27 protein-coding genes are annotated in these 25924 nt (G+C 58.1%); 24 read left to right on the top strand and 3 right to left on the bottom strand.

The window, feature by feature from the left end:
* The first annotated feature begins 10 nt into the window (after positions 1 to 10).
* The 14 genes from BLR25_RS14065 to motD all read left to right on the top strand — a co-directional run bounded on the left by BLR25_RS14065 (position 11) and on the right by motD (position 14749).
* Positions 11 to 838 (top strand): CheR family methyltransferase, encoded by an 828-nt coding sequence (locus BLR25_RS14065; RefSeq protein ID WP_091938524.1) that lies wholly within the window; start codon positions 11 to 13, stop codon positions 836 to 838.
* A 1-nt stretch (position 839) separates the two neighbouring features.
* Complete coding sequence (locus tag BLR25_RS14060) at positions 840 to 1490, top strand: chemotaxis protein CheB (protein ID WP_245715567.1); 651 nt, start codon at positions 840 to 842, stop codon at positions 1488 to 1490.
* Positions 1491 to 1629: 139 nt separating this feature from the next.
* On the top strand, positions 1630 to 2601 hold the full coding sequence (locus BLR25_RS14055; RefSeq protein WP_091938522.1) for a chemotaxis protein: 972 nt from the start codon (positions 1630 to 1632) through the stop codon (positions 2599 to 2601).
* 36 nt (positions 2602 to 2637) lie between these two features.
* Positions 2638 to 3579, top strand: coding sequence for a chemotaxis protein (locus BLR25_RS14050; protein WP_091938555.1), 942 nt, complete (start codon positions 2638 to 2640; stop codon positions 3577 to 3579).
* Between the two features lie 26 nt (positions 3580 to 3605).
* A complete protein-coding gene (gene cheY, locus BLR25_RS14045) occupies positions 3606 to 3995 on the top strand; it encodes a chemotaxis response regulator CheY (RefSeq protein WP_091938521.1) in 390 nt (129 codons plus the stop codon).
* Positions 3996 to 3997: 2 nt separating this feature from the next.
* Positions 3998 to 4936: a protein phosphatase CheZ gene (gene cheZ / locus BLR25_RS14040; protein ID WP_091938520.1), complete on the top strand. Its 939-nt coding sequence runs from the start codon at positions 3998 to 4000 to the stop codon at positions 4934 to 4936.
* Between the two features lie 10 nt (positions 4937 to 4946).
* Positions 4947 to 6893, top strand: coding sequence for a chemotaxis protein CheA (locus tag BLR25_RS14035; protein ID WP_176785901.1), 1947 nt, complete (start codon positions 4947 to 4949; stop codon positions 6891 to 6893).
* 175 nt (positions 6894 to 7068) lie between these two features.
* Positions 7069 to 8211 (top strand): flagellar biosynthesis protein FlhB, encoded by a 1143-nt coding sequence (gene flhB / locus BLR25_RS14030; RefSeq protein ID WP_091938518.1) that lies wholly within the window; start codon positions 7069 to 7071, stop codon positions 8209 to 8211.
* Complete coding sequence (flhA, locus tag BLR25_RS14025) at positions 8204 to 10288, top strand: flagellar biosynthesis protein FlhA (RefSeq protein WP_091938517.1); 2085 nt, start codon at positions 8204 to 8206, stop codon at positions 10286 to 10288. Before flhB ends, flhA begins: the two co-directional genes overlap by 8 nt.
* Positions 10285 to 11586, top strand: a complete 1302-nt coding sequence (flhF, locus tag BLR25_RS14020) for a flagellar biosynthesis GTPase FlhF (protein ID WP_091938516.1) — start codon at positions 10285 to 10287, stop codon at positions 11584 to 11586. Before flhA ends, flhF begins: the two co-directional genes overlap by 4 nt.
* Positions 11579 to 12463 carry a MinD/ParA family ATP-binding protein gene (locus tag BLR25_RS14015; RefSeq protein WP_091938515.1) on the top strand — a complete coding sequence of 295 codons (885 nt, stop codon included), beginning with the start codon at positions 11579 to 11581 and terminating at the stop codon, positions 12461 to 12463. Before flhF ends, BLR25_RS14015 begins: the two co-directional genes overlap by 8 nt.
* 12 nt (positions 12464 to 12475) lie before the next feature.
* On the top strand, positions 12476 to 13222 hold the full coding sequence (locus BLR25_RS14010; RefSeq protein ID WP_091938514.1) for an RNA polymerase sigma factor FliA: 747 nt from the start codon (positions 12476 to 12478) through the stop codon (positions 13220 to 13222).
* The gene (locus BLR25_RS14005; protein WP_091938513.1) at positions 13215 to 13955 is read left to right on the top strand and encodes a flagellar motor protein; all 741 of its coding nucleotides are present in this window, start codon (positions 13215 to 13217) and stop codon (positions 13953 to 13955) included. Before BLR25_RS14010 ends, BLR25_RS14005 begins: the two co-directional genes overlap by 8 nt.
* A gap of 2 nt (positions 13956 to 13957) precedes the next feature.
* On the top strand, positions 13958 to 14749 hold the full coding sequence (gene motD, locus BLR25_RS14000; RefSeq protein ID WP_091938512.1) for a flagellar motor protein MotD: 792 nt from the start codon (positions 13958 to 13960) through the stop codon (positions 14747 to 14749).
* A 59-nt stretch (positions 14750 to 14808) separates the two neighbouring features.
* Here the strand turns inward: motD and BLR25_RS13995 are convergent, their stop codons facing one another.
* The 3 genes from BLR25_RS13995 to flgA form a co-directional block, all read right to left on the bottom strand.
* Positions 14809 to 15297, bottom strand: a complete 489-nt coding sequence (locus BLR25_RS13995) for a flagella synthesis protein FlgN (RefSeq protein WP_176785900.1) — start codon at positions 15295 to 15297, stop codon at positions 14809 to 14811.
* 8 nt (positions 15298 to 15305) lie between these two features.
* Positions 15306 to 15584 carry a flagellar biosynthesis anti-sigma factor FlgM gene (gene flgM, locus BLR25_RS13990; RefSeq protein ID WP_091938510.1) on the bottom strand — a complete coding sequence of 93 codons (279 nt, stop codon included), beginning with the start codon at positions 15582 to 15584 and terminating at the stop codon, positions 15306 to 15308.
* 72 nt (positions 15585 to 15656) lie between these two features.
* Entirely contained in the window at positions 15657 to 16349 is a 693-nt protein-coding gene (flgA, locus tag BLR25_RS13985; RefSeq protein ID WP_091938509.1) for a flagellar basal body P-ring formation chaperone FlgA, read from the bottom strand.
* 202 nt (positions 16350 to 16551) lie between these two features.
* Between flgA and flgB the strand changes: the two genes are divergently transcribed.
* The 10 genes from flgB (at position 16552) to flgK (ending at position 25918) form a co-directional block, all read left to right on the top strand.
* A complete protein-coding gene (gene flgB / locus BLR25_RS13980; RefSeq protein ID WP_342718602.1) occupies positions 16552 to 16950 on the top strand; it encodes a flagellar basal body rod protein FlgB in 399 nt (132 codons plus the stop codon).
* A gap of 4 nt (positions 16951 to 16954) precedes the next feature.
* A complete protein-coding gene (gene flgC / locus BLR25_RS13975) occupies positions 16955 to 17359 on the top strand; it encodes a flagellar basal body rod protein FlgC (protein WP_091938507.1) in 405 nt (134 codons plus the stop codon).
* 24 nt (positions 17360 to 17383) lie between these two features.
* Positions 17384 to 18076 (top strand): flagellar hook assembly protein FlgD, encoded by a 693-nt coding sequence (locus BLR25_RS13970; protein ID WP_091938506.1) that lies wholly within the window; start codon positions 17384 to 17386, stop codon positions 18074 to 18076.
* 15 nt (positions 18077 to 18091) lie between these two features.
* The gene (flgE, locus tag BLR25_RS13965) at positions 18092 to 19390 is read left to right on the top strand and encodes a flagellar hook protein FlgE (protein WP_091938505.1); all 1299 of its coding nucleotides are present in this window, start codon (positions 18092 to 18094) and stop codon (positions 19388 to 19390) included.
* A gap of 38 nt (positions 19391 to 19428) precedes the next feature.
* Positions 19429 to 20169, top strand: coding sequence for a flagellar basal-body rod protein FlgF (gene flgF / locus BLR25_RS13960; RefSeq protein WP_091938504.1), 741 nt, complete (start codon positions 19429 to 19431; stop codon positions 20167 to 20169).
* Between the two features lie 11 nt (positions 20170 to 20180).
* Positions 20181 to 20963 (top strand): flagellar basal-body rod protein FlgG, encoded by a 783-nt coding sequence (gene flgG, locus BLR25_RS13955; protein ID WP_091938503.1) that lies wholly within the window; start codon positions 20181 to 20183, stop codon positions 20961 to 20963.
* A 9-nt stretch (positions 20964 to 20972) separates the two neighbouring features.
* Positions 20973 to 21635 (top strand): flagellar basal body L-ring protein FlgH, encoded by a 663-nt coding sequence (locus tag BLR25_RS13950; protein ID WP_091938502.1) that lies wholly within the window; start codon positions 20973 to 20975, stop codon positions 21633 to 21635.
* Positions 21636 to 21692: 57 nt separating this feature from the next.
* Positions 21693 to 22781 (top strand): flagellar basal body P-ring protein FlgI, encoded by a 1089-nt coding sequence (locus BLR25_RS13945; protein ID WP_091938554.1) that lies wholly within the window; start codon positions 21693 to 21695, stop codon positions 22779 to 22781.
* A gap of 96 nt (positions 22782 to 22877) precedes the next feature.
* On the top strand, positions 22878 to 23840 hold the full coding sequence (gene flgJ / locus BLR25_RS13940) for a flagellar assembly peptidoglycan hydrolase FlgJ (RefSeq protein ID WP_091938501.1): 963 nt from the start codon (positions 22878 to 22880) through the stop codon (positions 23838 to 23840).
* Between the two features lie 59 nt (positions 23841 to 23899).
* Entirely contained in the window at positions 23900 to 25918 is a 2019-nt protein-coding gene (flgK, locus tag BLR25_RS13935) for a flagellar hook-associated protein FlgK (RefSeq protein ID WP_091938500.1), read from the top strand.
* The last annotated feature ends 6 nt before the right edge of the window (positions 25919 to 25924 follow it).

The raw sequence follows: 25924 nt of genomic DNA, 5'->3' as shown, positions 1-25924 counted from the left end.
GTCGACCGGGATGGGTGATCGGGAATTTGTGTTCACCGCGGCTGATTTCGAGCGTGTGCGCAAGATGATCTACGATCACGCCGGGATTTCGCTTGCGGCGACCAAGCAGGATATGGTCTATAGCCGACTCGCCCGCCGTCTTCGTGAAACCGGCAAGCGGACTTTCACCGAATATCTGGCGCTACTTGAGCGTGGTGATCGATTGGAATGGGAAAAATTCGTCAATTCGCTGACGACAAACCTGACCTCTTTCTTTCGCGAACCCCACCACTTCCCGATCCTGGCCGATCACCTCCGGAAAATTCAGGGCAAGCAGTCGATCAAGATCTGGTGTTCCGCAGCATCGACCGGCGAGGAGCCGTATAGCATCGCGATGACTGTGGTCGAAGCGCTCGGCGGCTTCAATGTGCCGGTGACGATCGTCGCGACCGACCTCGATACCAGCGTTTTGGCGACGGCCGCCAAGGGCGTATATCCGGCGGATCGTGTGGATAAGATTTCACCCGAACGGCTGAATCGTTTTTTCACGCGCGAAGCGCTGACCGCAGGTGGCGGCTACGTGGTGAAACCCGAACTGCGGCGCATGATCACTTTTCAACGCCTCAATCTGCTCGAGCCCAATTGGTTCGTGCGCGGCCCTCTCGATGCGCTTTTTTGTCGCAACGTGATGATTTATTTCGACAAACCGACGCAGCACAAAATTCTCACGCGCTTTGCCCCGCTGATGGCCGAAAACGGACTGCTATTCGCCGGGCATTCGGAGAGCTTCCTGCATGCAGCGGATCTTTTCCGTTCGCTTGGAAAGACGGTCTACGACCTTGCTCCAAAGAAGCGGTGACATGAATCCGAGCCCGGTTGTGCAAACGTCATGCCGTCCGGTGGTCAACGGGGCGAAGATCATCTTCGTCGGTGCGTCGACTGGCGGGACCGAGGCCGTCAAGAACTTTCTGCAAGGGATTCCGGCCGACTGTCCGCCGATTTTGGTCGTCCAGCACATGCCGGAGACATTCACCGGCCCTTTTGCTGCCCGCTTGAACAGCCTGAGCAAGCCGCGCGTCGTCGAGTCGCACGGTGGTGAGGTCCTCGAAACCGGGACGGTCTATATCGCACCCGGCCACTCCCATCTGCGCGTGCGGCGCCAAGGCGGCGGGTATATGACGGAACTGTTGTCGACGCCGCCGGTGAATCGTCATCGTCCCTCGGTCGATGTGCTCTTCGATTCGGCGGCGGAAGTGGTTGGGCGCAATGCGATCGGTGTCATCCTGACCGGTATGGGAAAAGATGGCGCCTGCGGTTTGCTGCGCATGCGTCAGGCGGGGGCAAGGACCTTCGGTCAGGACGAGGCGAGTTGTGTCGTCTACGGCATGCCGAGGGAAGCCGCGCTGATCGGCGCCGTCGAGGACGTGGCCAGCGTGTCCGAATTGCCCAAGCGTGTCATGGCGCTGGTCGGGCGTCCTGGCGAGACGCCGCAGCGAGTCGTGCTCAAGTAATGTGCGCCGGCGTCGTCAACGCAGGCTGATGCACGCAAAGACAAGGGTTTGCGGCGTGGCTGCGTTGGTTAAATGAAATCCGATGGATTAAGATGTACGAAAGAATAGTAAGGTAATTTTCCCTAGAGGGAGTCACAGTATGTCAGAGCTTTTGAAAAGCATTGATGCGCGGACCAAGCTCGCCGGCACCAACAAGCTTGAGATTCTTCTTTTCTCGCTTGGCCTGAACGAAAGAACGGGGCGCCGCGAAACCTTCGGCATCAACGTGTTTAAGGTGCGTGAAGTGATGCGGACGCCGCCGATTACGTCGGCGCCGGAGATGCCGGCATCGGTGGAAGGCATGGTCAGTTTGCGCGGTGCGCTGGTGCCGGTGGTCGATCTGGCGAAATATGCCGGTGTCTCCACCGATACGCCGCGTTCGATCATGATCGTCACCGAGTATGCCGGGCATACTCAGGGCTTTTTGGTTGAAGCCGTCGATACCATTCTGCGCCTCGACTGGAGTCAGATGAAGGTGCCGCCGGAGATGCTGACGGCGGAAATGGGCGGGCTGGTGACGGCGGTGACCGAACTTCCCGACGGTCGCCTGGTCATGATGATGGACGTCGAAAAGGTCTTGTCCGAGACGACCAACTACGATGAAGAGTCCATCTACCGGAATATCCAACCGCTGAACAACACGCAGGCGACGGTGCTGTTTGCCGACGATTCCGTCGTGGCGAGACGTCAGATTATCCGTACGCTCGAAGCGATGAACGTCAAATACATCGAGTCGATCAACGGACGTCATGCCTGGTCGGAACTCGAGAAAGTCGCTAATTACGCGCAAGCGGCCGGGCAGGAAGTCAGCAATTTCGTCAGCCTGGTCCTGACCGACGTCGAAATGCCGGAAATGGACGGCTATATCCTGACCAAGAAGATCAAGTCGGATTCGCGCTTCGCGGGTATTCCGGTGATCATGCACTCTTCCCTGTCCGGGATGTCCAATCAGCAATTGGGCAAATCGGTCGGTGTCGACGAGTATGTGGCCAAGTTCGAACCCCACAAGCTTTCAGAAACGCTGAGCCGGCGTTTGCTTGGAGAGCTTCCGGTGGCTCAGGCCAATGCTTGAGTCTGCGGCCGTTATTGCTGGAGTGACGCCATGACGATGGATATCGCGGAAAGAAACAAGAACCTGCTGGATACTGTTGATGCCAGAACGCGCCTGGCCGGTTCGAACAAAATGGAAATTCTCCTGTTCTCGCTCGGGACGCGGGAGACTTTCGGAATCAACGTATTCAAGGTGCGGGAAGTGGGGCGTACGCCGCATATCACCAAGACCCCGAACATGCCGCGTGGCGTCGAGGGTTTGGTGTCCTTGCGCGGCAACGTGATTCCCGTGCTCTCGCTGGTCAGCTTCCTCGACATCAAGGACAAGCCGACGGAGCGCGGACAGACCATGATGGTGGCCGAATACTCCAAGCGCACGCTCGGTTTTCTGGTGCACGAGGTCGACCGCATCATTCGCGTTGATTGGGAGAAGGTCCGTGCGCCGGAAAGCGTGCTGTCGTCCAATCAGGGCTTGATCACGGCGATTACCGAGTTGGAAAACGGGACGCTGGTGTCCCTGCTCGATGTGGAGCAGATTCTGGCCAATGCCTTCGGGGAGGCGCTGATCGTCGATGTGCCGAAGGCGCAGGTCTCGGAAGATACAGGCGTGTTCTTCGTCGATGATTCGATCGTCGCGCGGCGGAAGATTTCCGAGGTGTTCGACAAACTGGGCGTCAAGCACAAACATGCCACCAACGGCCTGGAGGCCTGGGGGCGTTTGCAGGGACTGGCTGCGCACGCGCAACAGACGGGCGCTTTACTGCGCGACGCCGTGCGACTCATCCTTGTCGATGCCGAGATGCCGGAAATGGACGGCTACGTGTTGACGAAGAACATCAAGGCCGATTCCCGTTTTGACGGGATTCCCGTTGTCATGCACTCGTCACTGTCTTCAGAGGCGAACCGCGCCATGGGGCAGGCGGTGGGCGTCGATGCCTATGTGGCCAAGTTTGACGCGGAAGTGCTTGCCGATACCTTGCGTCCCTTACTTGAAAGATAAAAGAAGCGTTTCAGGAGTAACAAATAATGGCTGATCCCAAGTTGAGAATTCTGGTTGTCGACGATTTTTCGACCATGCGTCGCATTGTGCGAAACCTGCTCAAGGAACTCGGTTTTACCAATGTCGACGAAGCGGAGGATGGTGCGATTGCATTCCAGAAGCTCCAGTCGGGCGGGTTCGAGTTCGTCGTGACGGACTGGAATATGCCGAATATGGATGGTCTGCAGTTGTTGCAAGCGATTCGCTCGACGCCGACGCTGTCGCATCTGCCGGTGCTGATGATCACGGCGGAGGCCAAGAAAGAGAACATCATCGCTGCTGCGCAGGCGGGCGCCAACGGCTATATCGTCAAGCCGTTCACCGCAGCCACACTGGCTGAAAAACTGCAAAAAATCTTCGAGAAAATGGGTATTTAAAGATGAGTGACGCGAATACCTCAGGGGATTCGAGCGAGCTTGAAGCCCTCTTTGACAGCATAGCCAGCGGAGTGGCGAAGACGCCTGCGCCGGCGGCGGCTGCTGCTCCCACGCCTCCGGCTCCAGCGGCGGCTCCCACGGCCGCTGCCGCGCGCTCTTCTTTAATGCAACAGGCGCGCGAGAGCGAAGCGACGACAGAAGATTCCGACGAGTTGCAGGCGCTTTTCGATTCGGTGGCGGAGAGGATGTTGACGCCGCCAAGTGCCGAGCTTGCATCTCCCGCACCGGCGGCGCCTGAAGCGGCTTCTGCCGAGGCGGCGATACCGTGGCCAGCGCAGGGCAAAGTGTTTCAGCAGGTCGGCCAGATGGCCCGCCTGCTTCACGATACGCTCGGCAATCTTGGTTTCGACGACTTGTTGAAAAACACCGTGGCAGCACTACCCGATGCCAAAGACCGCCTGTCCTATATCGCAAACCTGACCGAACAGGCTGCGTGCAAGGTGCTCAACGCGACGGATGTGGCCAATCCTCTGCAGGAAGAACTCGAAAACGGCGCGTCGCTGTTGGCTGCGAAATGGGACCGTTTGTATGCCAATCAGATGAATGTCGATGAGTTCAAGCTGTTGGCGGCAGAAACGCGGGCATTCTTGAAGAGCGCGGTACCGCAACGCACAGCCGCAACGAAAGAGCAGTTGATGGAAATCATGATGGCTCAGGATTTCCAGGATCTGACCGGGCAGGTCATCAAGAAGGTGGTATCGGTTGCGCAGGATCTCGAATCACAGTTGATGGGGGTGTTGATCGAGGTTATGCCCGGGGATCGGCGAACCGATTCGGTGAATTCGCTGCTCAATGGTCCTGTCATTGATGCCGCAGGACGTGCGGATGTCGTCGCCAGTCAGCAGCAAGTCGATGACTTGCTCGACAGCTTGGGTTTCTAGGAGGTTCAGCATGAGTGATTTTTCCGGGATGGAAGACCTGCTGCAGGATTTCCTGCAAGAGGCAAACGACTTGCTGTCCGATGTCGATAATAAACTCGTCGATTTGGAGCGCGCACCAGACGATCGCCGGTTGCTGAACGATATTTTCCGCGGCTTTCACACGATCAAAGGCGGTGCAGGTTTCCTGAACGCAACCGAATTGGTGGCGCTGTGCCATTTGACTGAAAACCTGTTCGACAAATTGCGCAACGGTGAGATGAATCTGTCGCCGGACTTGATGGATACGATCATGGCCGCGACACAGGAAGTGCGCAGCATGTTCGGCGAACTGGCGCAGGCAACGCAGCCGCGCTCGGCGCAGGCGCATGTTTCCGCCGCGCTTCGAGCAGCGCTTGAGGGTGATGTTCATGCTGCCGCACCGGCGGTCGCCGTGGCACCGACTGCGCCTGCAGCGGCTCCAGTAATGCCGCCACCGGTTGTCGAATTGCCGGAGACGGCAACCGTGCAGTCCGACGACGAGCCGGATTGGGAGACTCTTCATAGCGCGATCAGTGGTGCGCCTGTGGCGCCTCCCCCCGTTTCGGCGCCGGTTGCGCCTCAGGCGGTGGTAACGCCGGTCGTGGCGTCGGCGGGACAGCATTTTCCGCCGGAAGGGCGTCGTTCCACCGACAAGCCGGGCGCGGTTGCCGCAACTTCAGCAGCCGGACGGCGGTCGGAAGAGAAATTTGCCGCGCGCGAGTCGACGATTCGTGTTGATACGGCACGGCTTGATCAGGTTCTGAACCTGTCGGGCGAAATCGGATTGACGAAGAACCGTCTGACCAGCCTGCGTGCCGACATCCTGGCCGGACGCAACGATTCGGACACTCTGCACGCACTCGATCAGGCGGTCAGTCAGCTCGACCTGCTGGTGTCCGATCTGCAGAATTCGGTGATGAAGACCCGGATGCAGCCGATTGGTCGGCTCTTCCAGAAGTATCCGCGAATTGCGCGTGATTTGGCGCGTCAATTGGGCAAGGATGTCGAACTGGCGCTGATTGGCGAGGAAACGGAAGTCGATAAGACGATGATCGAGGATCTTGCCGATCCTTTGGTCCATCTGGTCCGCAATGCCGTTGATCACGGCGTCGAATCTCCCGAGGATCGCGTGGCCGCCGGCAAGCCGGCCAAGAGCATCGTTCGTCTCGAAGCGCGTCAGGAAGGCGACCACATCGTGCTGATCATCGCCGATGACGGACGCGGCATGAGTCCGGAACGCATTCGTATGAAGGCCATCGAGAAAGGCCTGATCCGTGAAGAAGAAGCCAATACACTCGATGATCGGCAAAGTCTCAACCTGATCTTCCTGCCCGGCTTCTCGACGAAGATGGAAGCGTCGGCGGTGTCCGGTCGTGGGGTCGGCATGGATGTGGTCAAGACCAATATCCAGAAACTGAACGGATCGGTCGATATCCGTTCGGAACCCGGTAAGGGATCGGTATTTATCATCTCGCTCCCGCTTACCCTGGCGATTCTGCCGGTTCTGCTCGTGCTTTTGGGTGATCAGCCGTTTGCCTTGCCGCTGTCGATGGTGCGCGAGATCCTGCCGATCGACAAGACCAAGATGCAGGAGGTTGGCGGCAAGGAAACGCTCGTGGTGCGCGGCGAGGTGTTGCCGGTCGTGGCGCTGTCGCGCCTGCTTGGTTGGCCGCAACTGCAGACACCGGAATACGGAGTGTTGATGCAGACTTCGGAGCGGAGCTTCATTCTCTCGGTCGATAGCTTTGCCGGTCGGGACGATGCGGTGATCAAGTCGCTCGATGACTTCCGTCCGCGTGGCGTGGCTGGGGTCACGACGCTCTCGAACGGGCAGATCGTGTTGATCCTCGATATGAAAGAGTTGCTTGCTGACTTAAATGCTCACATTGACACGAGCTTAGGCGTCAAACATACGAGATCACTTGAACTTTCTGCATAACTTCAGGAAATTCAAAGAATTAAGCGGGGCGCTTCGGCGCCCCGCTTGTTTTTTGGCGCAAGTTTTGCTGTTGCAATTGCGCGACTATCTAAGAAATTGAGTAAATAAAATCGCATACCTCTTTATTTTATATAGTATTTTTATATAATAGGCGCTAACTTACCGGAAGTCGCCAATGGCAGAAGAAAGCGATCTCGAAAAAACAGAACCTGCATCAAGTCGTCGCATTGAGCAGGCACGCGAGGAGGGGCAAGTTCCCCGTTCTCGGGAGATCGGTGCCTTTATGATTTTGATGGTTTCGGCGGGGGCCTTCTGGTTCATCGGACCTTGGATGATGCAACGTACCGCGGCGCTCGTTCGACGCGGCCTGACGCTTGACGCCCAGTCGTTGAGCGATTCGCAGTTCATGATGGCGCGGCTCACCGTGCTCTCGGGCGATGCCCTGATGTCCTTCGCGCCGCTCTTCATTGCCCTGGTCGTTGCGGCATTGCTGTCGCCTTTCTTGCTGGGCAGCTGGAATTTCACGCTCAAGGCGATTGAACCGGATTTCGGGCGGCTGAATCCGATGAATGGTTTGTCCCGCATCATCTCCTGGAGCGGGCTTGCGGAACTTGTGAAAGCCGTTGCCAAGGCAATGCTGGTCGGTGGTGTCGCCGCTTGGGTGATGTGGAGCGAGCGCGCTGACATCTTCGCCCTGTTTGGCCAGTCGATCGAAGTGGGCTTGCTGAGTGCCGGGCAACTGATCAATTTCAGTTTTCTGATGATTGTCGCGTCGATGCTGCTGATCGTGGCCATCGATGTTCCCTTCCAGTTGTGGCAGTACTACGACAATCTGAAAATGACCCGCGAAGAAGTCAAGCAAGAGCACAAGGAAATGGAAGGTAATCCGGAGGTGCGCGGACGGATTCGCCAATTGCAGCGCGATGCGGCGCGCAAACGGATGATGGGCGCGGTGCCGAAGGCGGATGTGATTGTGACCAACCCGACCCACTTCGCCGTGGCTCTGGCCTACAAGAACGGAATGAAGGCGCCCAAGGTGCTGGCCAAAGGTCGTGGCGCCATAGCGCTGAAAATACGTGAAATCGGCGCGGCCAATGGCGTGCCGATGCTGGAAGCACCACCACTGGCGCGGGCCCTCTATCGCCATGCCGATTTGGATCAGGAGATTCCGTCGGGCTTGTATGCGGCGGTGGCCGAAGTCCTGGCGTACGTGTATCAGTTGGCCAATTGGCGAAAAGTCGGCGGTCGCTTCCCGAGCCCGCCGAGGGAAATCGCGGTTCCGGCTGAGCTGGTCCCAGCGGAGGTGAGCTATGGCTAACGCGACCATGTCGCTTCAGCGCTTGTTTGGGCGCGTTGGCATTCAACAACTGGCCGGCCCCGTGTTGATCCTCCTGATCCTGTCGATGATGGTGTTGCCGTTGCCGCCGTTCATGCTGGATCTGTTCTTTACGTTCAACATCGCCATCTCGGTCATCGTCATGTTGGTGGCGATCAACGTGATGAAGCCGCTCGATTTTTCGGTGTTCCCGACCGTGCTGTTGGTGACCACGTTGCTGCGCCTTTCGCTGAATGTCGCCTCGACGCGCGTCGTGCTGCTCGAAGGCCATACCGGGCCGGGCGCAGCCGGGCAGGTGATTGATGCGTTCGGACATTTCCTGGTTGGCGGCAATTACGCCGTCGGTATCGTCGTTTTCACGATTCTGGTGATCATCAATTTTGTCGTGATTACAAAAGGCGCCGGCCGCGTCGCGGAAGTGGCCGCTCGCTTTACCTTGGACGGCATGCCCGGCAAGCAAATGGCTATCGACGCCGATCTCAACGCCGGGCTGATCGGCGAAGACGAAGCGCGGCGTCGGCGTGCCAACATTTCCGAAGAGGCGGATTTCTTCGGGTCGATGGACGGTGCGTCGAAGTTCGTGCGCGGTGATGCGGTCGCCGGCATTTTGATCATGTTCATCAACGTCATCGGCGGTTTGTTCGTCGGCGTCTTGCAGCACGGAATGGACGTCGGCGCGGCCGCCAAGGCCTACACCTTGCTCACGATTGGCGACGGACTGGTCGCGCAGATTCCTGCTCTGATTATTTCGATTTCCGCCGGTATGGTGGTGACGCGGGTCGGTGATACACAGGATCTTTCGCAGCAGTTCCTGTCGCAGTTGTTCAATAATCCGCGCCTGATTGGTCTCACTGCCGCGATTCTCGGCCTTCTCGGCCTGATTCCGGGAATGCCCAATCTGGTCTTCCTGCTGCTGGCCAGTTGTCTCGGTGCGATTGCCTGGGAAATGGATCGCCGGCAGAAAATGGCCAAGCCCGTGCCGGTGGTGGTGGCGCCGACCGTCGCGGCGGAATCGCTGGAAGCCAGTTGGGCCGATGTGACGCCGCTCGATGTTCTGGGCCTGGAAGTCGGGTATCGCTTGATTCCGCTGGTCGACAAGTCGCAGGATGGCGAGTTGCTGCGACGGATTCGCGGGATCCGTAAGAAATTTGCACAGGAAGTCGGTTTCTTGGTGGCCTCGGTCCATATTCGCGACAACCTCGAATTGAAGCCCAATGCCTACCGGATTCTGCTGAAGGGTGTCGAAATCGGACAAGGGGAAGCTTTCCCCGGAAATCTGTTGGCCATCAATCCGGGCCGTGTCTCCGGGACGGTGCGCGGTACTGCGACGAAAGATCCCGCCTTTGGCTTGCCGGCGGTCTGGATCGAAATCGGCCTGCGCGATCAGGCTCAGGCTTACGGTTACACCGTTGTCGATGCCAGCACCGTGGTGGCGACGCACCTCAATCACCTGATCCTCGGACACGCGGCCGAGTTGCTCGGACGCCAGGAGGCGCAGGCGCTACTCGACCATCTGTCGAAGGAAATCCCCAAGGTCATCGAGGAACTCGTTCCCAAGATTCTCCCGCTCGGCGTCGTGCAGAAAGTTTTGCAAAACCTGCTCGACGAAGGAATACACATTCGCGACATGCGCACCATCATCGAGACGCTGGCGGAGATCGCGCCGCGTGTCCAGGATGCCGAAGTGCTGACGGCGCAGGTGCGCATCGCATTGGGACGGTCGATTGTTCAGCAGCTCTATCCGACCGGGCAGGAAATGCAGGTGATGTCGCTCGATCCCCAACTGGAGCGCGTGCTGATGCAGGCCATCTCCGGTGGCGGCGACAACGCCAGTATCGAACCGGGGCTTGCCGATACGCTGATTCGCGAAACCGCGGTGGCGGCGCAACGGCAGGAAGAACTTGGTTTGCAACCGGTGCTGTTGGTGCCGGGCAATCTTCGTACGCTGCTCTCGCGCTTCCTGCGCCGCGGCATAACTCAACTCAAGGTACTGGCTCATGCAGAAGTGCCTGAAAACAAGATTATTAAAGTGACCTCGATTATTGGAGGCAAGGCATGAATGTCAGGAAATTTATCGCGGCGACAGCGCGTGACGCGTTGCGTAAGGTCAAGGAGATGCTTGGCCCCGATGCGATCATCCTGTCGAACCGGGCGATTCCCGGTGGGGTGGAGATCATGGCTGTGGCCGCCGGAGAGATGGATACCATCCTGCCGCCGCCGGTCGTCGAGTCGCGTCTGGATGACGACTACACGGTGCATCTGAGCGCCGAGCGGCTTGCCGCGCCGACTCCGGCTCCGGTCCAGCGGCGTGTCGAGGTGGCGCCACCGCCCCTGTCGCCGCGTCCGGCGCCGCAGATCGAACGTCCCTCCCGTCCGGCCATGAATCACGAACCGGCGGAAGTGATTACCGCCGACATGATGGAAGAAATCCGTTCCTTGCGCCGCATCGTCGAACAGCATCTCGCAGGCGCGGCCTGGGGGGAAAGCGCGCGCAGTGAGCCGGTCAAGACCGAAGTCCTGCGCCAAATGCTCGATGCCGGATTTTCGCCGAGCCTGGCGCGCGAATTGTTGAATGCACTTCCTGGTGATTTGAGCGTGGCCAAAGCGATCGCCTGGGTCAAGCAGGCGGCTGACCGGGCGCTCGTTACCCTGCCGGCCGAAGCGGATATCGTCGATCGCGGCGGCATATACGCGCTGGTGGGGCCGACCGGGGTCGGCAAGACGACGACGACCGCCAAGCTGGCGGCGCGTTGTGTTCTGAGGCACGGCGCTGGAAAAGTGGCGTTGATAACCACTGACGGCTATCGGATCGGCGCTTACGAACAACTCAGAATCTACGGTCGGATTCTTGGCGTGTCGGTGTATCTCGTCAAGGATGCGCAAGAACTCAAGCAGACGCTGGTCGATTTGCAGCACAAGCATATGGTGCTGATCGATACCATGGGAATGAGTCAGCGCGATAGCATGGTCGGCGAACAGGTGGCGATGTTTGGCGCCAACAATGTCAAACGATTGCTGCTGCTTGCGGCGACGGGTCGGGGCGATACCCTTGACGACGTCGTGCGTGCTTACGGCGGTCCTGACCTGGCCGGGTGCATTCTCAGCAAGATCGACGAGGCGGCCGGTTTGGCGGCGTCGCTTGATACGGTCATTCGAAACAAGCTGACGCTGCATTACGTGTCGAATGGGCAGCGCGTGCCCGAAGATCTGCACCTGCCGAATCGAACCTATCTCCTGCATCGGGCCTTCAAGGACGTTCCGGAAGCTTCGCCGCATCGCCTGGACGGGGTCGAACCCGGGCTTGTGATGTCGGCGACGGGAATGACACTTAAGGCGGCAGGCGGACGTCGTGGCTGACTATCGAGGCGATCAGGCTGACGGCTTGCGGCGTCTGTTTGGACGAGAACAGACGCGCGTTGTGGCGTTTACCTCGGGACGGGGCGGCGTCGGAAAAACGGCGCTCGTGGCGAACCTCGGGGCCGCTTTGGCGTCGCAAGGGCGTCGGGTGTTGATTGTCGATGAGAATACGCAACATAACGTGGCAGCCTTTTTCGGCATGCGTTCGCGGCACGATCTGCTTCAGGTGCTCGACGAAGAGATCGGTCTGGACGAGGCCTTGCTTGGCGTGACGCCTGGCGTGCGGGTGTTGCCGGCAGCCAAGGCGGTCAAGCAGCTTGGGCACCTCGATGCCCGGCAGCAGGATACGCTCATCCATAGCCTGACCGGGATGGATCAGCCGGCCGATGTCATCCTGGTTGACGCATCGCCGGATCATCCGCTCGGGTTTTCTCCTTTTGGTTTGGCGGCGCATGACACAGTCGTTGTCATCTCGCCGAGCGGGGAGGATATTACAGACGCATATGCCCTGATCAAGAAGGTGAGTTTGGGATACGCGCATCGCAGTTTTCGTTTGTTGGTCAACAAGGCGAGGAGCGCGGAAGAAGCGGTCGCGATTCACAGAAATATGGCGCGGCTTAGCCATGGACGCGGCGTGGCGCGCTTGTCCTTGGCAGGCTATGTGCCAGCGGATGATGCCATGCGCCAGGCGGCGCGTCTGAGGCAAGCTATTGCCGTTGTCTTACCAGGGTCGCCCTCGGGGCGGGCATGCCAGACCTTGGCGACTGAATTGCAGCGCTGGCCATTGCCGGATGAAAACGCGGGCGGGCTCGAATATTTTGTTCAACAACTGCTACACTTGAGCCAGCACATCGATCCGCAACCCATCTACGCGTGATACCCTTTTTCTATGTATAACGCTGCCGGTCAAATCGACAGGGATCAGCTGGTGCAGCGCTTTGCTCCGCTGGTGAAGCGTATCGCCTATCACCTGATGGCGCGTCTGCCGGCCAGCATCCAGGTGGACGACCTGATCCAAAACGGCATGATGGGGCTGCTCGACGCGATCGGGCGATTTGAATCGGGGATGGGAGCTCAGTTCGAGACCTATGCCACTCAACGCATTCGTGGTGCCATGCTCGATGGATTGCGCGACAACGATTGGCTGCCGCGTAATCTGCGGCGCGATTTTCGTCGAATAGAGTCGGCGATTGCCAAGCTTGAGCAGGAGAACGGGCGTCCGCCGAGTGAAAATGAGCTGGCAGCCGCGCTCGGTATGTCGCTCGCCGAATATCAAAAAATGTTGCAGGATGCCCGTGGGCATCAACTGGTATCGTTTGAGGATCTCGTTGAAGATGGCGACGATGACTATCTTGAACGTCATCTTGCCGACCCTTCCCGCGAACCCTCAAGATTGCTCGAAGAGGAAGGCTTGCATCGGCTGTTGGTCGAGGGTATCGAAATGTTGCCGGAACGGGAGCGCCTGATGATGGCGCTCTACTATGAACAAGATCTCAACCTGCGCGAAATCGGTGAGGTCATGGGGGTGACGGAGTCGCGCGTCTGCCAACTGCACAGCCAGGCTGTCGCGCGCTTGCGCGTCAGGATTCTCGGCGAAACCCGGGTCATCAAGAGCAAGAAGAAACGCAATGGATAAGATCAGCGTATTGGGATTGCTGCTGGGAGTTGCTGCTATCGTTGGCGGTCAACTCCTCGAAGGTGGCAGTGTCGCGTCGCTGGCGCAGCCGACGGCTCTTCTTATCGTCCTTGGCGGTACGATGGGTGCAGTCATGCTGCAAAGCCCGTATGCCGTATTCATCCGCGGTATTCGCATGGTTCGCTGGGTCTGGTTCCCGCCGGTCATCGACCATGCACAACTCATTGGGCAGGTGACGGGCTGGAGTCAGGTGGCGCGCCGGGAAGGATTGTTGGCACTCGAAGGTATCATGAGCCAGCTTGACGATCCCTTTATGCGCAAGGGCCTGCAATTGCTGGTAGACGGCGCCGAGCCGGAGCGCTTGCGCGAGGTGCTGGAGGTAGAGATCAACACCTTCGAAGAGCAGATGAAGTCGTCTGCCAGGATCTGGGAAGCCGCCGGAGGCTATTCACCGACCATTGGGATCATGGGGGCCGTGCTTGGGCTGATTCATGTCATGGAGAATCTGTCGGAGCCCGCGAAACTCGGCGCCGGGATCGCAGTTGCGTTTGTCGCGACCATCTACGGGGTCGGATTGGCCAATCTGGTCTTTCTGCCGATGGCCAACAAGCTCAAGGCGCATATCAGTCGGCTGGTGGCGCAGCGTGAGATGGTCGTCGACGGATTATTGGGTATAGCCTGCGGCGATAATCCGCGGATTATCGAGAGCCGGTTACAGGGTTACATCTTCTAGGCATGGCCCGCAAGCGCCGAGAGGAGCCAGGGGACAACCACGAGCGGTGGCTGGTCTCTTATGCTGACTTCATTACGCTGTTGTTTGCCTTCTTCGTTGTCATGTACGCCTTGTCGACGGTCAACGAGGGAAAGTATCGGGTGTTGAGCGAGTCGCTCGTGCACGCGTTTCGCAACGTTCCAGTCAATACGGCGTCGACGATGACGCAGGTAGCCCCTCCGCCATTGCCTGTCGTGCCAAAGAATGCGACGGCGACAGCGGCGACGCGCGCGCAGGAAGCGGCCAAGCAAAAACAACGCGAAAAAATGCGCGGGATGGCGAAGGACATCATGGAAGTGATGGCGCCGCTCATTGAGCAGGGAAAGGTACGGGTGATCGAAACCAGCCGCGGAGTGACGATCGAAATCAATGATAGCGTGCTGTTCTCGCCCGGTCAGTCAGTGCTACAGCCGCCCCTGGTCAAGGCAATGCGGGCAGTGGCCGATGTGATCGCGACGACCGATTTTCCGGTCACCATCGAGGGGCATACCGATAATGTCCCGATCAAGACGTCGCAATTTCCCTCCAATTGGGAGTTGTCTGCGGTGCGTGCGACCACGGTCCTCCGCTTGTTTTCCGATGCTGGTGTGTCGGCCGAACGGCTGACGGCGATCGGGTATGCCGATACGCGGCCGGTGGAAACGAACGCGACGATCGAAGGACGTGCGCGTAACCGTCGGGTCAACATCCTGATTGACTCGGCAGCGCCGGAAAAAGGTAAAGAACTCGATCTCGACGCGAGCGAAAAACGCTAGAGGCTGATCTTTGCAGGGAGATGCTCTCGCGTTGCACTCGGCACGTCCCAGGGCTTAAATCAGGCGCTGTCGTTCAAGCGTCCGAGGTTATGAGGGCGTGTCTGTCCGTCCGGACCGTATACCGAGGAACTCGACGGGTTGCCCTGCAATGCGCCCAGCACCTGGCTGTTGAAATGCATGCGCAAATCAACCAGCGCTCCGCTCACCCGGTTGATTTCCTTGGCGCGGGTCGCGAGGGCAATAATTTCTGCCCAGAGGGTAGCGAAGTATTTCTCTGCAGGTAGATTGGCGCAAAACGCTTCGATACCGGGTCTATCGGCCGGGAATCCCAATTGCTGTAGCAGTGCGTTGCGTTGCATGGCCAGAGCGCCCAAGCGCTCAGCCAGTTGATCCTTGATGTCGACGTTCTTGGGTAATGCTTCAGTATCGCCACGCTTGAGAATGTCCTGCTCCTGCTCAAGCACATTGACGAAAGCGGCAAACTGATCCCGTTCCGATTGAAGGCTATCGCGGAGTTGGGAAATGAGGGTCGAGCTCAGTTTATGCAAGCTACGACTTACCGATTGATGGCGAGAAATTCTTGTGCTGACGCGATCAGTCGGTCGCTGATGGCGCTGGCGTTGATGGTGAATTGTCCGTTGGCGATAGCCTGCTTGATTTCGGCGACACGCGCTGCATCAAATGGATAGTCGCTGTCTGACCCGCTAAGCTGGGTGCCGAGCGCGCTGAGTTGTACTTCATCGCTGGAGGAGGACTCCGTTTTGCTGGATGAGGTACTACGGCTGCCTTTGATCAGCGTTGTTCCGACAGGAGTGGTCAAACTATCGATCTTCATGACAAAGCCTCAGGCAGTCTTCTGCATAAGTGCGCTAACGGAAATTACAGGCAGAACTTTAGCACTATTTTGCTAATGTGAAACATCAACAATGCCATTTGGCTTGGCGATGCCGCTGACAATCTGCCCGGAACTCGTTCTGACCTGTACGACCTGGCCGTCGAGTGCGTTGCTGATGGCCTTGCCTTCGCTGCTGACGCTGAATCCACTGCCGTTTGCGACGGTGCGTACTGTTTGTCCCTGGAGGATGGCCCAGCTGGCAACAAGCAAATCGCTGCGTAGAGGGGCTCCGCTCATGATGCCGGCACGGAGTCGCTTGCCGATTGCTTGCGTTGGATCGGTCAGAATACTGTTTGGGAACGTTGTCAAATCACCGCTGCGAACGGCGATGTCGTCGGAGGTCAGCATCGTCCCGCTGGGCAAGGTGCGGGTTGATGCCAAGAAATTGCCGGTGACACTGATGTTGACTTGAACATAAACCGTCCAGTTGGCCGGGCCCAGGCAGCGCACCCCAATCATGGACTTTCCCCACAGTTTGGCACCCGGGGGTAAAAACGGCTCGAAAAGTTGACACGGAGCGAGCTGGGCGCGGGGATCAATCGGGGAGATCGAAAAACTTACCTTGCCTGGCAGGCCTCGCGTTTGGGTGCTGACGAAATCCTCCAATGTGGCGGCCAGTGGCGATGTCTGGGCGCTCGCCGTCGACCATAAGACGCTTACCAGCAAGGCTATGCCTGCCGCCAGTTGAAGAAGTCGCTTAATCATTCTCCTATTGTGCCTGAGAGTCGTTCAAGGGGGAAATCAGAGCGGCGAACACCTCCGGATAACCCGGCAAGATTTGCCGTTGCGCCGGGATAACGTGGCCGGAGATGCCGATGTTTTGGTCTGTCTGAGCGATTGTTTGCTGGTGGCATGTAGCTTGCTTGTTGTTGGCCTGTGAATGTTTTTCCAGTAGAGGGATGGTGTGGTGAGCAGAATCGATCAGGCGTTTGCTTTTCAGGAAAGAGCACTGAACCTGCGGGCGTATCGGCAGCAGGTGCTGGCGAGCAATATCGCCAATGCCGATACGCCGAATTACAAGTCGCGCGACTTCGATTTTGCTTCGGCGCTGAAGGGCGCGATGGCCGGGCAAGGACAATCCGATCTGGCTATGGAAAAAACATCGCCGATGCATCTGTCCGGAAGTGGCGACCAGGGGTTGGTGTCCTTGCAATATCGTTCGTCGCTACAACCGAGCGCGGACGGAAATACCGTCGATATGGACATTGAACGCGGTGAGTTCTCCGAAAACGCCGTTCGTTATGAGGCCGGCATCACTTTCCTCTCTCATCAGATCAAGATGCTGACAGCAGCACTGCAGAGCTAATGCCATGAGTGTTTTCAACGTATTTCATGTTGCTAGTAGCGCGCTGACCGCGCAGAGCTTGCGCCTCAATGCTGTCGCCAGCAATCTGGCCAATGCCGATAGCGTTGTCGGCCCGGATGGGAAGCCGTACCGCGCGAAACAGGTCGTTTTTGAGACGGCGAAGGTTGCCGACGGCGGAGCCCAGGGCGTGCGTGTGCGCCAGGTTGTCGAAGATGCGAGTCCGGGACGGATGGTGTACGACCCCCGTAACCCGGCTGCAAATGAAAGCGGTTATGTGACGATGCCCAACGTCAGTGTTGTGGACGAGATGGTGAATATGCTTTCGGCGTCACGTTCCTATCAGACCAATGCCGAAGTGATGAATACGGCAAAGCAACTATTGCTCAAGACCCTGACGCTGGGTCAGTGAGAAACGGGATACCAGGAGATCTGAATGACTACAACGAGTGGCGTAACATCAACGAGTAGCACGACTTCAACGTCGTCGTCGAACAGTACGACGACGGCAGCCGATATCCAGAACCGCTTCATGACCTTGCTGGTTGCCCAGCTTCAGAATCAGGATCCTCTCAATCCGTTGGATAACACGCAGATCACGAGTCAGTTGTCTCAGATGAGTACGGTTCAAGGCGTCGAGCAACTGAACACGACGCTCAACTCTCTCGTGTCGAGTCTTGCCGATACGCAAGCGGTTCAGGCTTCGGCCTTGATCGGCAAAACCGTGTTGGTGCCCGGTTCCAGTCTGACGCTCTCAACGTCCACGAATTCGAGTGGAACGACCACTACAAGCGCATATGGTGGCGTCAATTTGGCGAGTGCCGCCGATGCGGTTACCGTCAAAATTTACGACTCCTCGGGCAATTTGGTTCAGACGCAGTCGCTTGGCAAGGCCGATGCCGGAAGCATGCTGTTCAACTGGGACGGCACGACGAGTTCCGGGACGACGGCCTCGACCGGGTCTTACACCTTCAAAGTGACGGCGACCAAAGGGACCGAAAGCGTGACCGCGACGGCGCTCGATTTGGGAACGGTATCGGCGCTGACCCGTGCTTCGAGCGGAAATTTTGTTCTCGACCTCGGGTCGAAGGGCACCGTCAGCTTCGACGATGTGTATCAAGTTTATTGAGATCGGGAGTCGGAAATGTCATTTCAAGCAGGATTGAGCGGACTCAATGCTTCGTCGAAGGCGCTGGATGTCGTTGGCAACAACGTTGCGAACAGCAGCACGGTTGGCTTCAAATCGGCCTCGGCGCATTTTGGCGATCTCTATGCGGCTTCACTGACCGGCAGCGGCGCTTCGCAGATCGGTATCGGGACGGCGCTTAATACAGTTGTGCAACAGTTTACGCAGGGCAATATCACGACGACGAGCAATACGCTCGACCTCGCGATCAACGGTGGTGGGTTCTTCAAGGTCACGAACGGAACCTCTGTTTCCTACACCCGCAATGGACAATTCCATACCGATAGCAAGGGTTATGTCATTAACGACAATGGCTATAAGCTGGAAGGCTATATCGCTACTGCCACCGGTGAAATCGTCGCCTCCGAACCAGCGGCGATTCAGATCGACACGGGGAATATCTCGCCGCTTGCAACGGGGAATGCGACGGGGGGCGACGCGACGCTGAAGCTGAATCTCAACTCCAGCAAGTCGACGCCGACCGTGACGACATTCGATTCGACGAATCCTTTGTCTTACACCTACTCGACGTCGATGACTACGTATGACACGCTCGGCGTCGAGCATGCGATTCGGTATTACTTCATCAAGGGCGACACCGATACGACCACTGGGCTGACGAGTTGGACGGTGCACGCGACGCTGGATGGTGATTCGGCGACGGACACTACCATGGGGACCCTCGATTTCGATTCCAGCGGCCTGCTGTCCAGCGTGACCGATTCGGGTGGGGCCTCGACGACAACCGGTGTGCTTGCGCTGCCGTCGACCTGGGATATCACAACCGGTGCGACGACGCCTCTGGGGTCTGGTTTGCCCAACTGGAACGTTGATTTTAGCGGGTCGACAAGCTACAGCGGCGAAAGTACCGTCAATGCGATGACGCAAGGCGGATATGCCCAGGGACAATTGTCGAGCCTGACGGTGTCCGATGACGGGACGATTCAGGGTAACTACAGCAACGGGCAGACCAAGACCCTGGCGCAAGTCGTACTCTCGACATTCGCTAATCCCAACGGCCTGAGCAGTATCGGCAATAACCTCTACACGTCCACGCCTGCTTCCGGGCAAGGGCTTGACAGCGTGCCGGGCGCAGGAACGCGCGGTTTGTTGCAGTCTTCTGCTGTGGAAGAGTCGAACGTCGATTTGACGCAGGAACTCGTCAATATGATCACGCTGCAGCGTAACTACCAAGCCAATGCCCAGTCGATCAAGACGCAGGATCAGATCATGCAGACGCTAGTGAATCTGCGCTAAGACGGCTGATGCAAGCCTGATGCACTAAGGAAAAAACGATGGATCGACTGATATATACGGCTATGAGCGGCGCCAAGCAGGCCTTCCTGCAACAGGCCGGTGTCGCCCAGAACCTGGCCAACGCCTCGACGGTCGGCTATCGGGCCATGGAACATAAGTTCCGCGCGGTGCCGGTGCAGGGTGAGGGCGCATCGACGCGTGCTTTCGTCGTCGATGCGTCGGTGGCGGATACCTTCGACCAGGGGCCGTTGATGGCAACCGGACGGCCGCTTGATGTCGCTGTCCAGGGGGCGGGATGGATCGCGGTCGAGGGGCGTGACGGGCGTGAAGCCTACACGCGGGCGGGTAATCTGCAAGTGAATGCCAACGGGCAATTACAAACCGCGAGCGGCCTGAACGTACTCGGCGACGGCGGGCCGATCGCCCTGCCGCCGGACAACCGGATCACGATTGCGGCAAATGGCACCGTGTCGGCGGTTCCGCTATTCGGTGTGCCGAATAATGTGAATGCCGTTGGCCGTATCAAGTTGGTCAATCCGCCGGAGGACCAATTGGTGCGGGGCGATGACGGCCTCTTTCGTACCAAGAATGGCGTTCCGGCGACGACCGACGAAGCAGTCAAGGTTGCACCGGAAACACTGGAGGGTAGTAACGTCAATCCGGTGGATTCGATGATCGGCATGATTAGCCTCGCACGACAGTTCGAAATGCAGATCAAGATGTTGCAGTCCGCTGACAGTAATGCCAACAAGGCCAGTCAGATTCTTTCGATGAATTAAGAGAACCGAACATGATACGTTCCCTCTGGATCGCCCGGACCGGGCTTGACGCACAACAGACCAGTCTGGATGTGATCGCCAACAACCTGGCGAACAGCAGTACCAACGGCTTCAAACGGGCGCGTCCGGTTTTTGAGGACCTGCTGTATCAGACCCTGAGGCAACCGGGGGCACAGTCGTCGCAGACGACGCAGATTCCGAATGGCTTGCAACTGGGTACGGGAACCCGGCCGGTGTCTACGGCGCGCATCCATACGCAGGGATCGCTGCAGCAAACCAGTAACGATCTCGACGTGGCCATCGATGGCGCCGGGTTCTTTCAGGTGCTTCTGCCTGATGGGACGACTGCTTATACGCGGGATGGTTCGTTCCAGAAAGACAACCAAGGGCAGATCGTTACGTCGAGCGGCTATCCGGTTCAGCCGAGCATTACGGTGCCGAGCAATGCGCTGTCGGTGACGATTGGCAAGGACGGTGTGGTCACGATCACGCAGCCCAGTTCGTCGGCGACCACGCAGATCGGTACCTTGCAGGTTGCGACCTTCATCAACGTCGGCGGCTTGCAAAGCATCGGCGAAAATCTTTTCCTCGAGACGGCCTCGAGTGGTACGCCGACGCCCAATACGCCGGGGACTAATGGTTCGGGGTCGCTCAACCAGGGGTATGTGGAAACGTCGAACGTCAACGTGGCGGAGGAACTGGTCAGCATGATCCAGACGCAACGCGCGTATGAACTCAATTCGAAAGTGATTTCGACCTCGGACGCCATGCTGGCGAAACTGGCCGAGGTGTAGGAGATAGTCATGACTAAAGCCGCAACGGCAGTTCTTCTGACGGCGCTGCTCGCCGCGTGCACGACTGTTCCGCCGACCAATGTGCATCAGCCGATGACGGCGCGACCGATGCCACGGACGGAGAATTTGGCAGCGACCGGAAGCATCTATAACGCGGGGAACTCACGGACCCTGTTCGAGGATCGTCGAGCGCGCTATGTCGGGGATACGCTGACGATCGTGATCAGCGAAACGACGTCGGCATCAACCAAATCGAATACCAATGCCAGTCGCTCGACCAGCACCACCGCGTCGATTCCGACGGTGGTTGGCTTGCCGTTCAAGGCGTTACAGGGGATGGATCTCTCGGCGAGCAGCGCGAACTCGCTCGCCGGTAAGGGCGATGCGGCGGCCAATAATGTATTCACAGGGAACATCACTGTCACCGTCATTGAAGTGCTGGCGAACGGCAACTTGTTGGTGTCCGGCGAGAAGCAGGTGTCGATCGGTCATGGGACCGAATATATTCGCCTGTCCGGTGTCGTGAATCCGTACTTCATCACGAGCGCCAATTCGATCAGTTCGGCGAACGTGGCCGATGCGCGGATCGAATACAAGGAAAGCGGCGTTATCAGCGAGGCCCAAGCGATGGGTTGGCTGGCACGCTTCTTCCTGTCAGTCCTTCCCTTCTAGCGCGCCCGTCGGAGTGTGATGATGAAAAGCCGTGTCGGTCAATTGCTGGGCAAAGCGATGTTGTTGATGTGCGTTGCCTTGTCGTTCTTCAGCGGAACAGTCCAGGCTGAGCGCATCAAGGATTTGGCGTCCGTGCAGGGGGTGCGCAATAACCAGTTGGTGGGCTACGGCCTTGTCGTCGGTCTGGACGGCACTGGCGACCAGACGACCCAGACGCCATTTACGACGCAAAGCATCATCAATATGCTGGCCCAGTTGGGGACGACGCTACCGACGACGCAATCCTTGCAGTTGAAGAACGTCGCCGCGGTGATGGTGACCGCGAATCTGCCGCCGTTTGCGCGGATCGGGCAGCAGATCGATGTGACGGTCTCATCCATGGGAAACGCCAAGAGTCTGCGCGGCGGCACCTTGGTAATGACACCGCTCAAAGGGGCCGATGGACAGGTCTATGGGCAGGCACAGGGCAACCTGATGGTCGGCGGCGCCGGTGCCGCCGCCGGCGGTAGCCGGGCGGTCGTCAATCATTTGCTGGCCGGGCGCATCGTTGGCGGTGCGACCGTTGAACGTGAAGTGCCGACAATGCTAGGCGAGGGCGGCTATATTCACTATGAGTTGATCAACACAGACTTCGGCACGGTGCAGCGCATGGTCGATGTGATCAATCGTGAAATTGGGCCGGGGATGGCGCAGGCGCTGGACGGTCGGGTCATTCGCGTGCTGGCGCCCGAAGATCCGAGCGCGCGTGTGGCTTTCCTTGGGCGGATCGAAAACCTCGACGTGAAGCCGATGAAGATGATGGCCAAGGTGATCGTCAATCCCAGAACCGGTTCGGTAGTCATGAATCAGACGGTGACGCTCGAAGCCTGTGCGGTGGCGCATGGCTCACTGTCGGTTGTGGTGAACTCCGAGCAGCAGGTGAGCCAACCCAATGCACTTGCCGGCGGCCAGACCGTCACGACGACACAATCCGATATCGAGATCAAGCAAGGCAGCGGATCGTTGATGGCGGTCAAGGCAGGGGCCAATTTGTCCGACGTGGTCAAGGCGATTAACGCCCTCGGCGCCAACCCGCAGGACCTGTTGTCGATCTTGCAGGCGATGAAGGCGGCCGGGGCGTTGCGGGCGGATCTGGAAATCATTTGATGCGTTTGCCGCAGGCGGAGTCTGGACTGGCTCCGCCCGGGGCGCCGATGTTTCCGGCAAGTTTGACGGTGGCGCGGGTTTTGCTTCTGGCCTGTCATGCACTTCGATACCATCACTCCGAATCGTTTCGTTCTTGATCCCAAGAACATGGCAGACCTGCGATCCTCGATCAAGGGCGACCCGCAGGCAGGATTGAAGCAGGCCGCGCAGCAGTTCGAAGGCATGATGCTGCAAATGGTGCTGAAAAGCATGCGCGATGCGACGCCACAAAGCGGCATGATGGATAGCGACCAGACCCGCTTCTTCACATCGATCCTCGATCAGCAGCTCGCGCAAAACTTGTCTGCGCAGGGCAAGCTTGGATTTGCCCGTCTCATTGAGCAGCAATTGGGACGCAATCTGACCGCAGGAATGCCCGCAGCGCCTGCCGAACTGGATGGAATGCCGTCGGATGTTTTCCAGAAAAGTCTGCTGATGCAGCGGCAAGCGGCAAATTCTGCCGGGCTGCGTGTTGCCGGAACAGGCGCGAGTCGCTGGCGGAGCGTGCCGGATGCCGTGAGCGGCTCGCCGATGACGGCTGGCGCGGATTCCAGTGCCGGTGAGTTCGTGAGCCGAATCTGGCCCTATGCCGTTGGTGCGGCCAATGCGCTCGGCGTTCCGGCGCAGTTCGTCGTTGCCCACTCGGCCTTGGAAAGCGGCTGGGGAAAGGGCGAGATCCGCCAGGGGAACGGCGCTTCGACGTTCAATCTGTTTGGCGTCAAGGCCGGGCGAGGATGGCAGGGGCCCAGCGTCGAAGTGCAGACCACCGAATATGTCGATGGCGTGGCACAGACGGTTCGAGAGAAGTTCAGGGTGTACAGCTCTTATGCTGAATCCTTCCGCGATTACGCCAATTTGCTGCGAAACAACGGACGGTTTTCCTCGGTAATCGGGCAACAGGATGGCGCTCAGTTTGCCGGGGCGTTGCAACGCTCGGGCTATGCGACCGATCCGGCGTATGCGGACAAACTGACACGCATCATTAACGGAGCAACCTTGCGTCAAGCATTGATCGGCTGATTTCCGGACTCAATGATCCGGCGTTGCTGCCGTAATGCTTAGCAAGAGAGGAGAGTTTCATGGGATCTGGAGTTTTCAGTGTTGGTGTAAGTGCTTTGCAGGTGGCGCAGATCAATCTTGCGACGACCGCGCACAATATCGCCAACACCAGTACCGATGGATACAGTCGGCAGCGTACGATTCAAGCGTCGAACATCGCAGTCCTGACCGGGGCGGGTTATGTCGGTAGTGGCGCGCATGTCACGACGATTGAGCGCGCATACAGTTCGACTGTGGCGGCGCAGGTGAATCTGGCGCAGTCCAAGGTCAGCGCGCTGGATACGTATTCGACCGAAATTACGACGCTGGACAATCTGCTGTCGGATGAGGGATCGTCGGTGTCTTCGGCATTGTCCAGCTTTTTTGGCAGCGTCAGCGATGTCAGCGCCGATCCATCTTCGTTGACGACGCGGCAGACGCTTGTGTCGGCAGCCAAGACACTTTCTGCCCGGTTTCAGAGTGTCAGCGAGCAGATCAATCTGCAGTATCAGAACGTCAATAGCGAAATTCAGAGCTATGTGTCGGAAGTCAATTCGTATGGGCAACGCATTGCGACCCTGAATAAGCAGATTATTTCGGCCGAGGCGGCGAACGGTCAGCCGCCGAACGATCTCTATGACCAGCGGGATCAATTGGTCGCAGAGCTGAACAAGCTCGTAGGGGTTGGCACGACGGCGAATACAAACGGGTCTTACAACGTCTATTTCGGCAACGGACAACCGCTGGTGACTTCAACGACTGTCACGACGCTGAAGGCTGTCGCTTCGTCCGAGGATCCCTCACGCATTACGATCGGTGTCGATACGGCGAATGGTGGCGTTGAATTGCCGGAGTCGCTTATCTCCGGAGGGAGTCTGGGGGGGATTCTGCAATATCGGTCGGAGACGCTGGATACTGCGGCCAATGAACTGGGACGCGTGGCCGCCTCGGTGGCGGCGACCGTCAATGCGCAGCAATCACTTGGGCAGGATTTGCTCGGCAATGTCGATGGCGATTCCCAATTTGCATCGACATTTTTCAACGTCAGTGCGCCAAAGGTCGTCGCGAACGTCACTAACACCGACATGTCGGTGGTGGTCTCGGCGAGCTATTCGGCACCGTCAATCAGCAGCGACGGTGTTCCGTACACAAACCTCACTACCAGCGATTATCGTCTCCAATATGACGGTACCAACCTGTCGCTGACCCGTCTGTCGGATAATCACACGTGGTCGGTCGCTTCCAGCAGTATCGAAGATCTGAATGCGGAGATTGCATCAAGTGCCGAGGGCGATCAAGGGTTCTCGCTTTCGGTGACCGGATCGTTGACTGCGGACTCGTCGTATCTCATTCAGCCGACCCGATTGGCGGCGTCCAGCATTGCGGTCAATGATGCCATTTCGTCCGATGTTCGCCTGGTTGCGGCAGCCGCGCCGATTATTGCATCGGCATCGTCGTCGAATACGGGAAGCGCTGCGATTACCAATGGTACGGTTGCATCTGGGTATTCAATGAACAATGTTCCGGTAACGCTGACCTACGACAGTGCGTCGGGGAGCCTGTCCGGTTTTTCATCGTTTCCCGTGACGGTCACGATTGACGGCATCAGTTCAGAGTACAGCAGCGATCCGGTTCCCTATTCAAGCGGTGCGACAGTCAGTTTTGACGGAATCAGTTTCAAGCTATCCGGGACACCGGGTAATGGCGATACCTTCGCCATCAAGGCTAATACCAACGGCGTTTCCGATAGTCGCAACATGAGTCTGATCGGGTCGCTGCAGACGGCCAAAACCATGGCTGGAAATACTGCGAGCTATGCCACCGCCTACTCGCAAATGATCAGCGACATCGGGAACAAAGCGAGCGAGATCGATACGGTCAAGACCGCACAGACAACGATCTTGACGCAGTCGCAGGACTCGCGGAATTCGATTTCAGGCGTCAACCTGGATGAAGAGGCGGCGAACCTGATCCAGTATCAGCAAGCCTACCAGGCTGCCTCTAAAGTGTTGGAAATCGCCTCGAAATTGTTCGATTCGATCCTGGCGATTGGCGCCTGAGGGAGA

This window comes from Propionivibrio dicarboxylicus (assembly GCF_900099695.1).
GTDB classification, from domain to species: Bacteria; Pseudomonadota; Gammaproteobacteria; order Burkholderiales; family Rhodocyclaceae; genus Propionivibrio; species Propionivibrio dicarboxylicus.
This window is presented reverse-complemented; position numbering and strand designations above follow the sequence as displayed.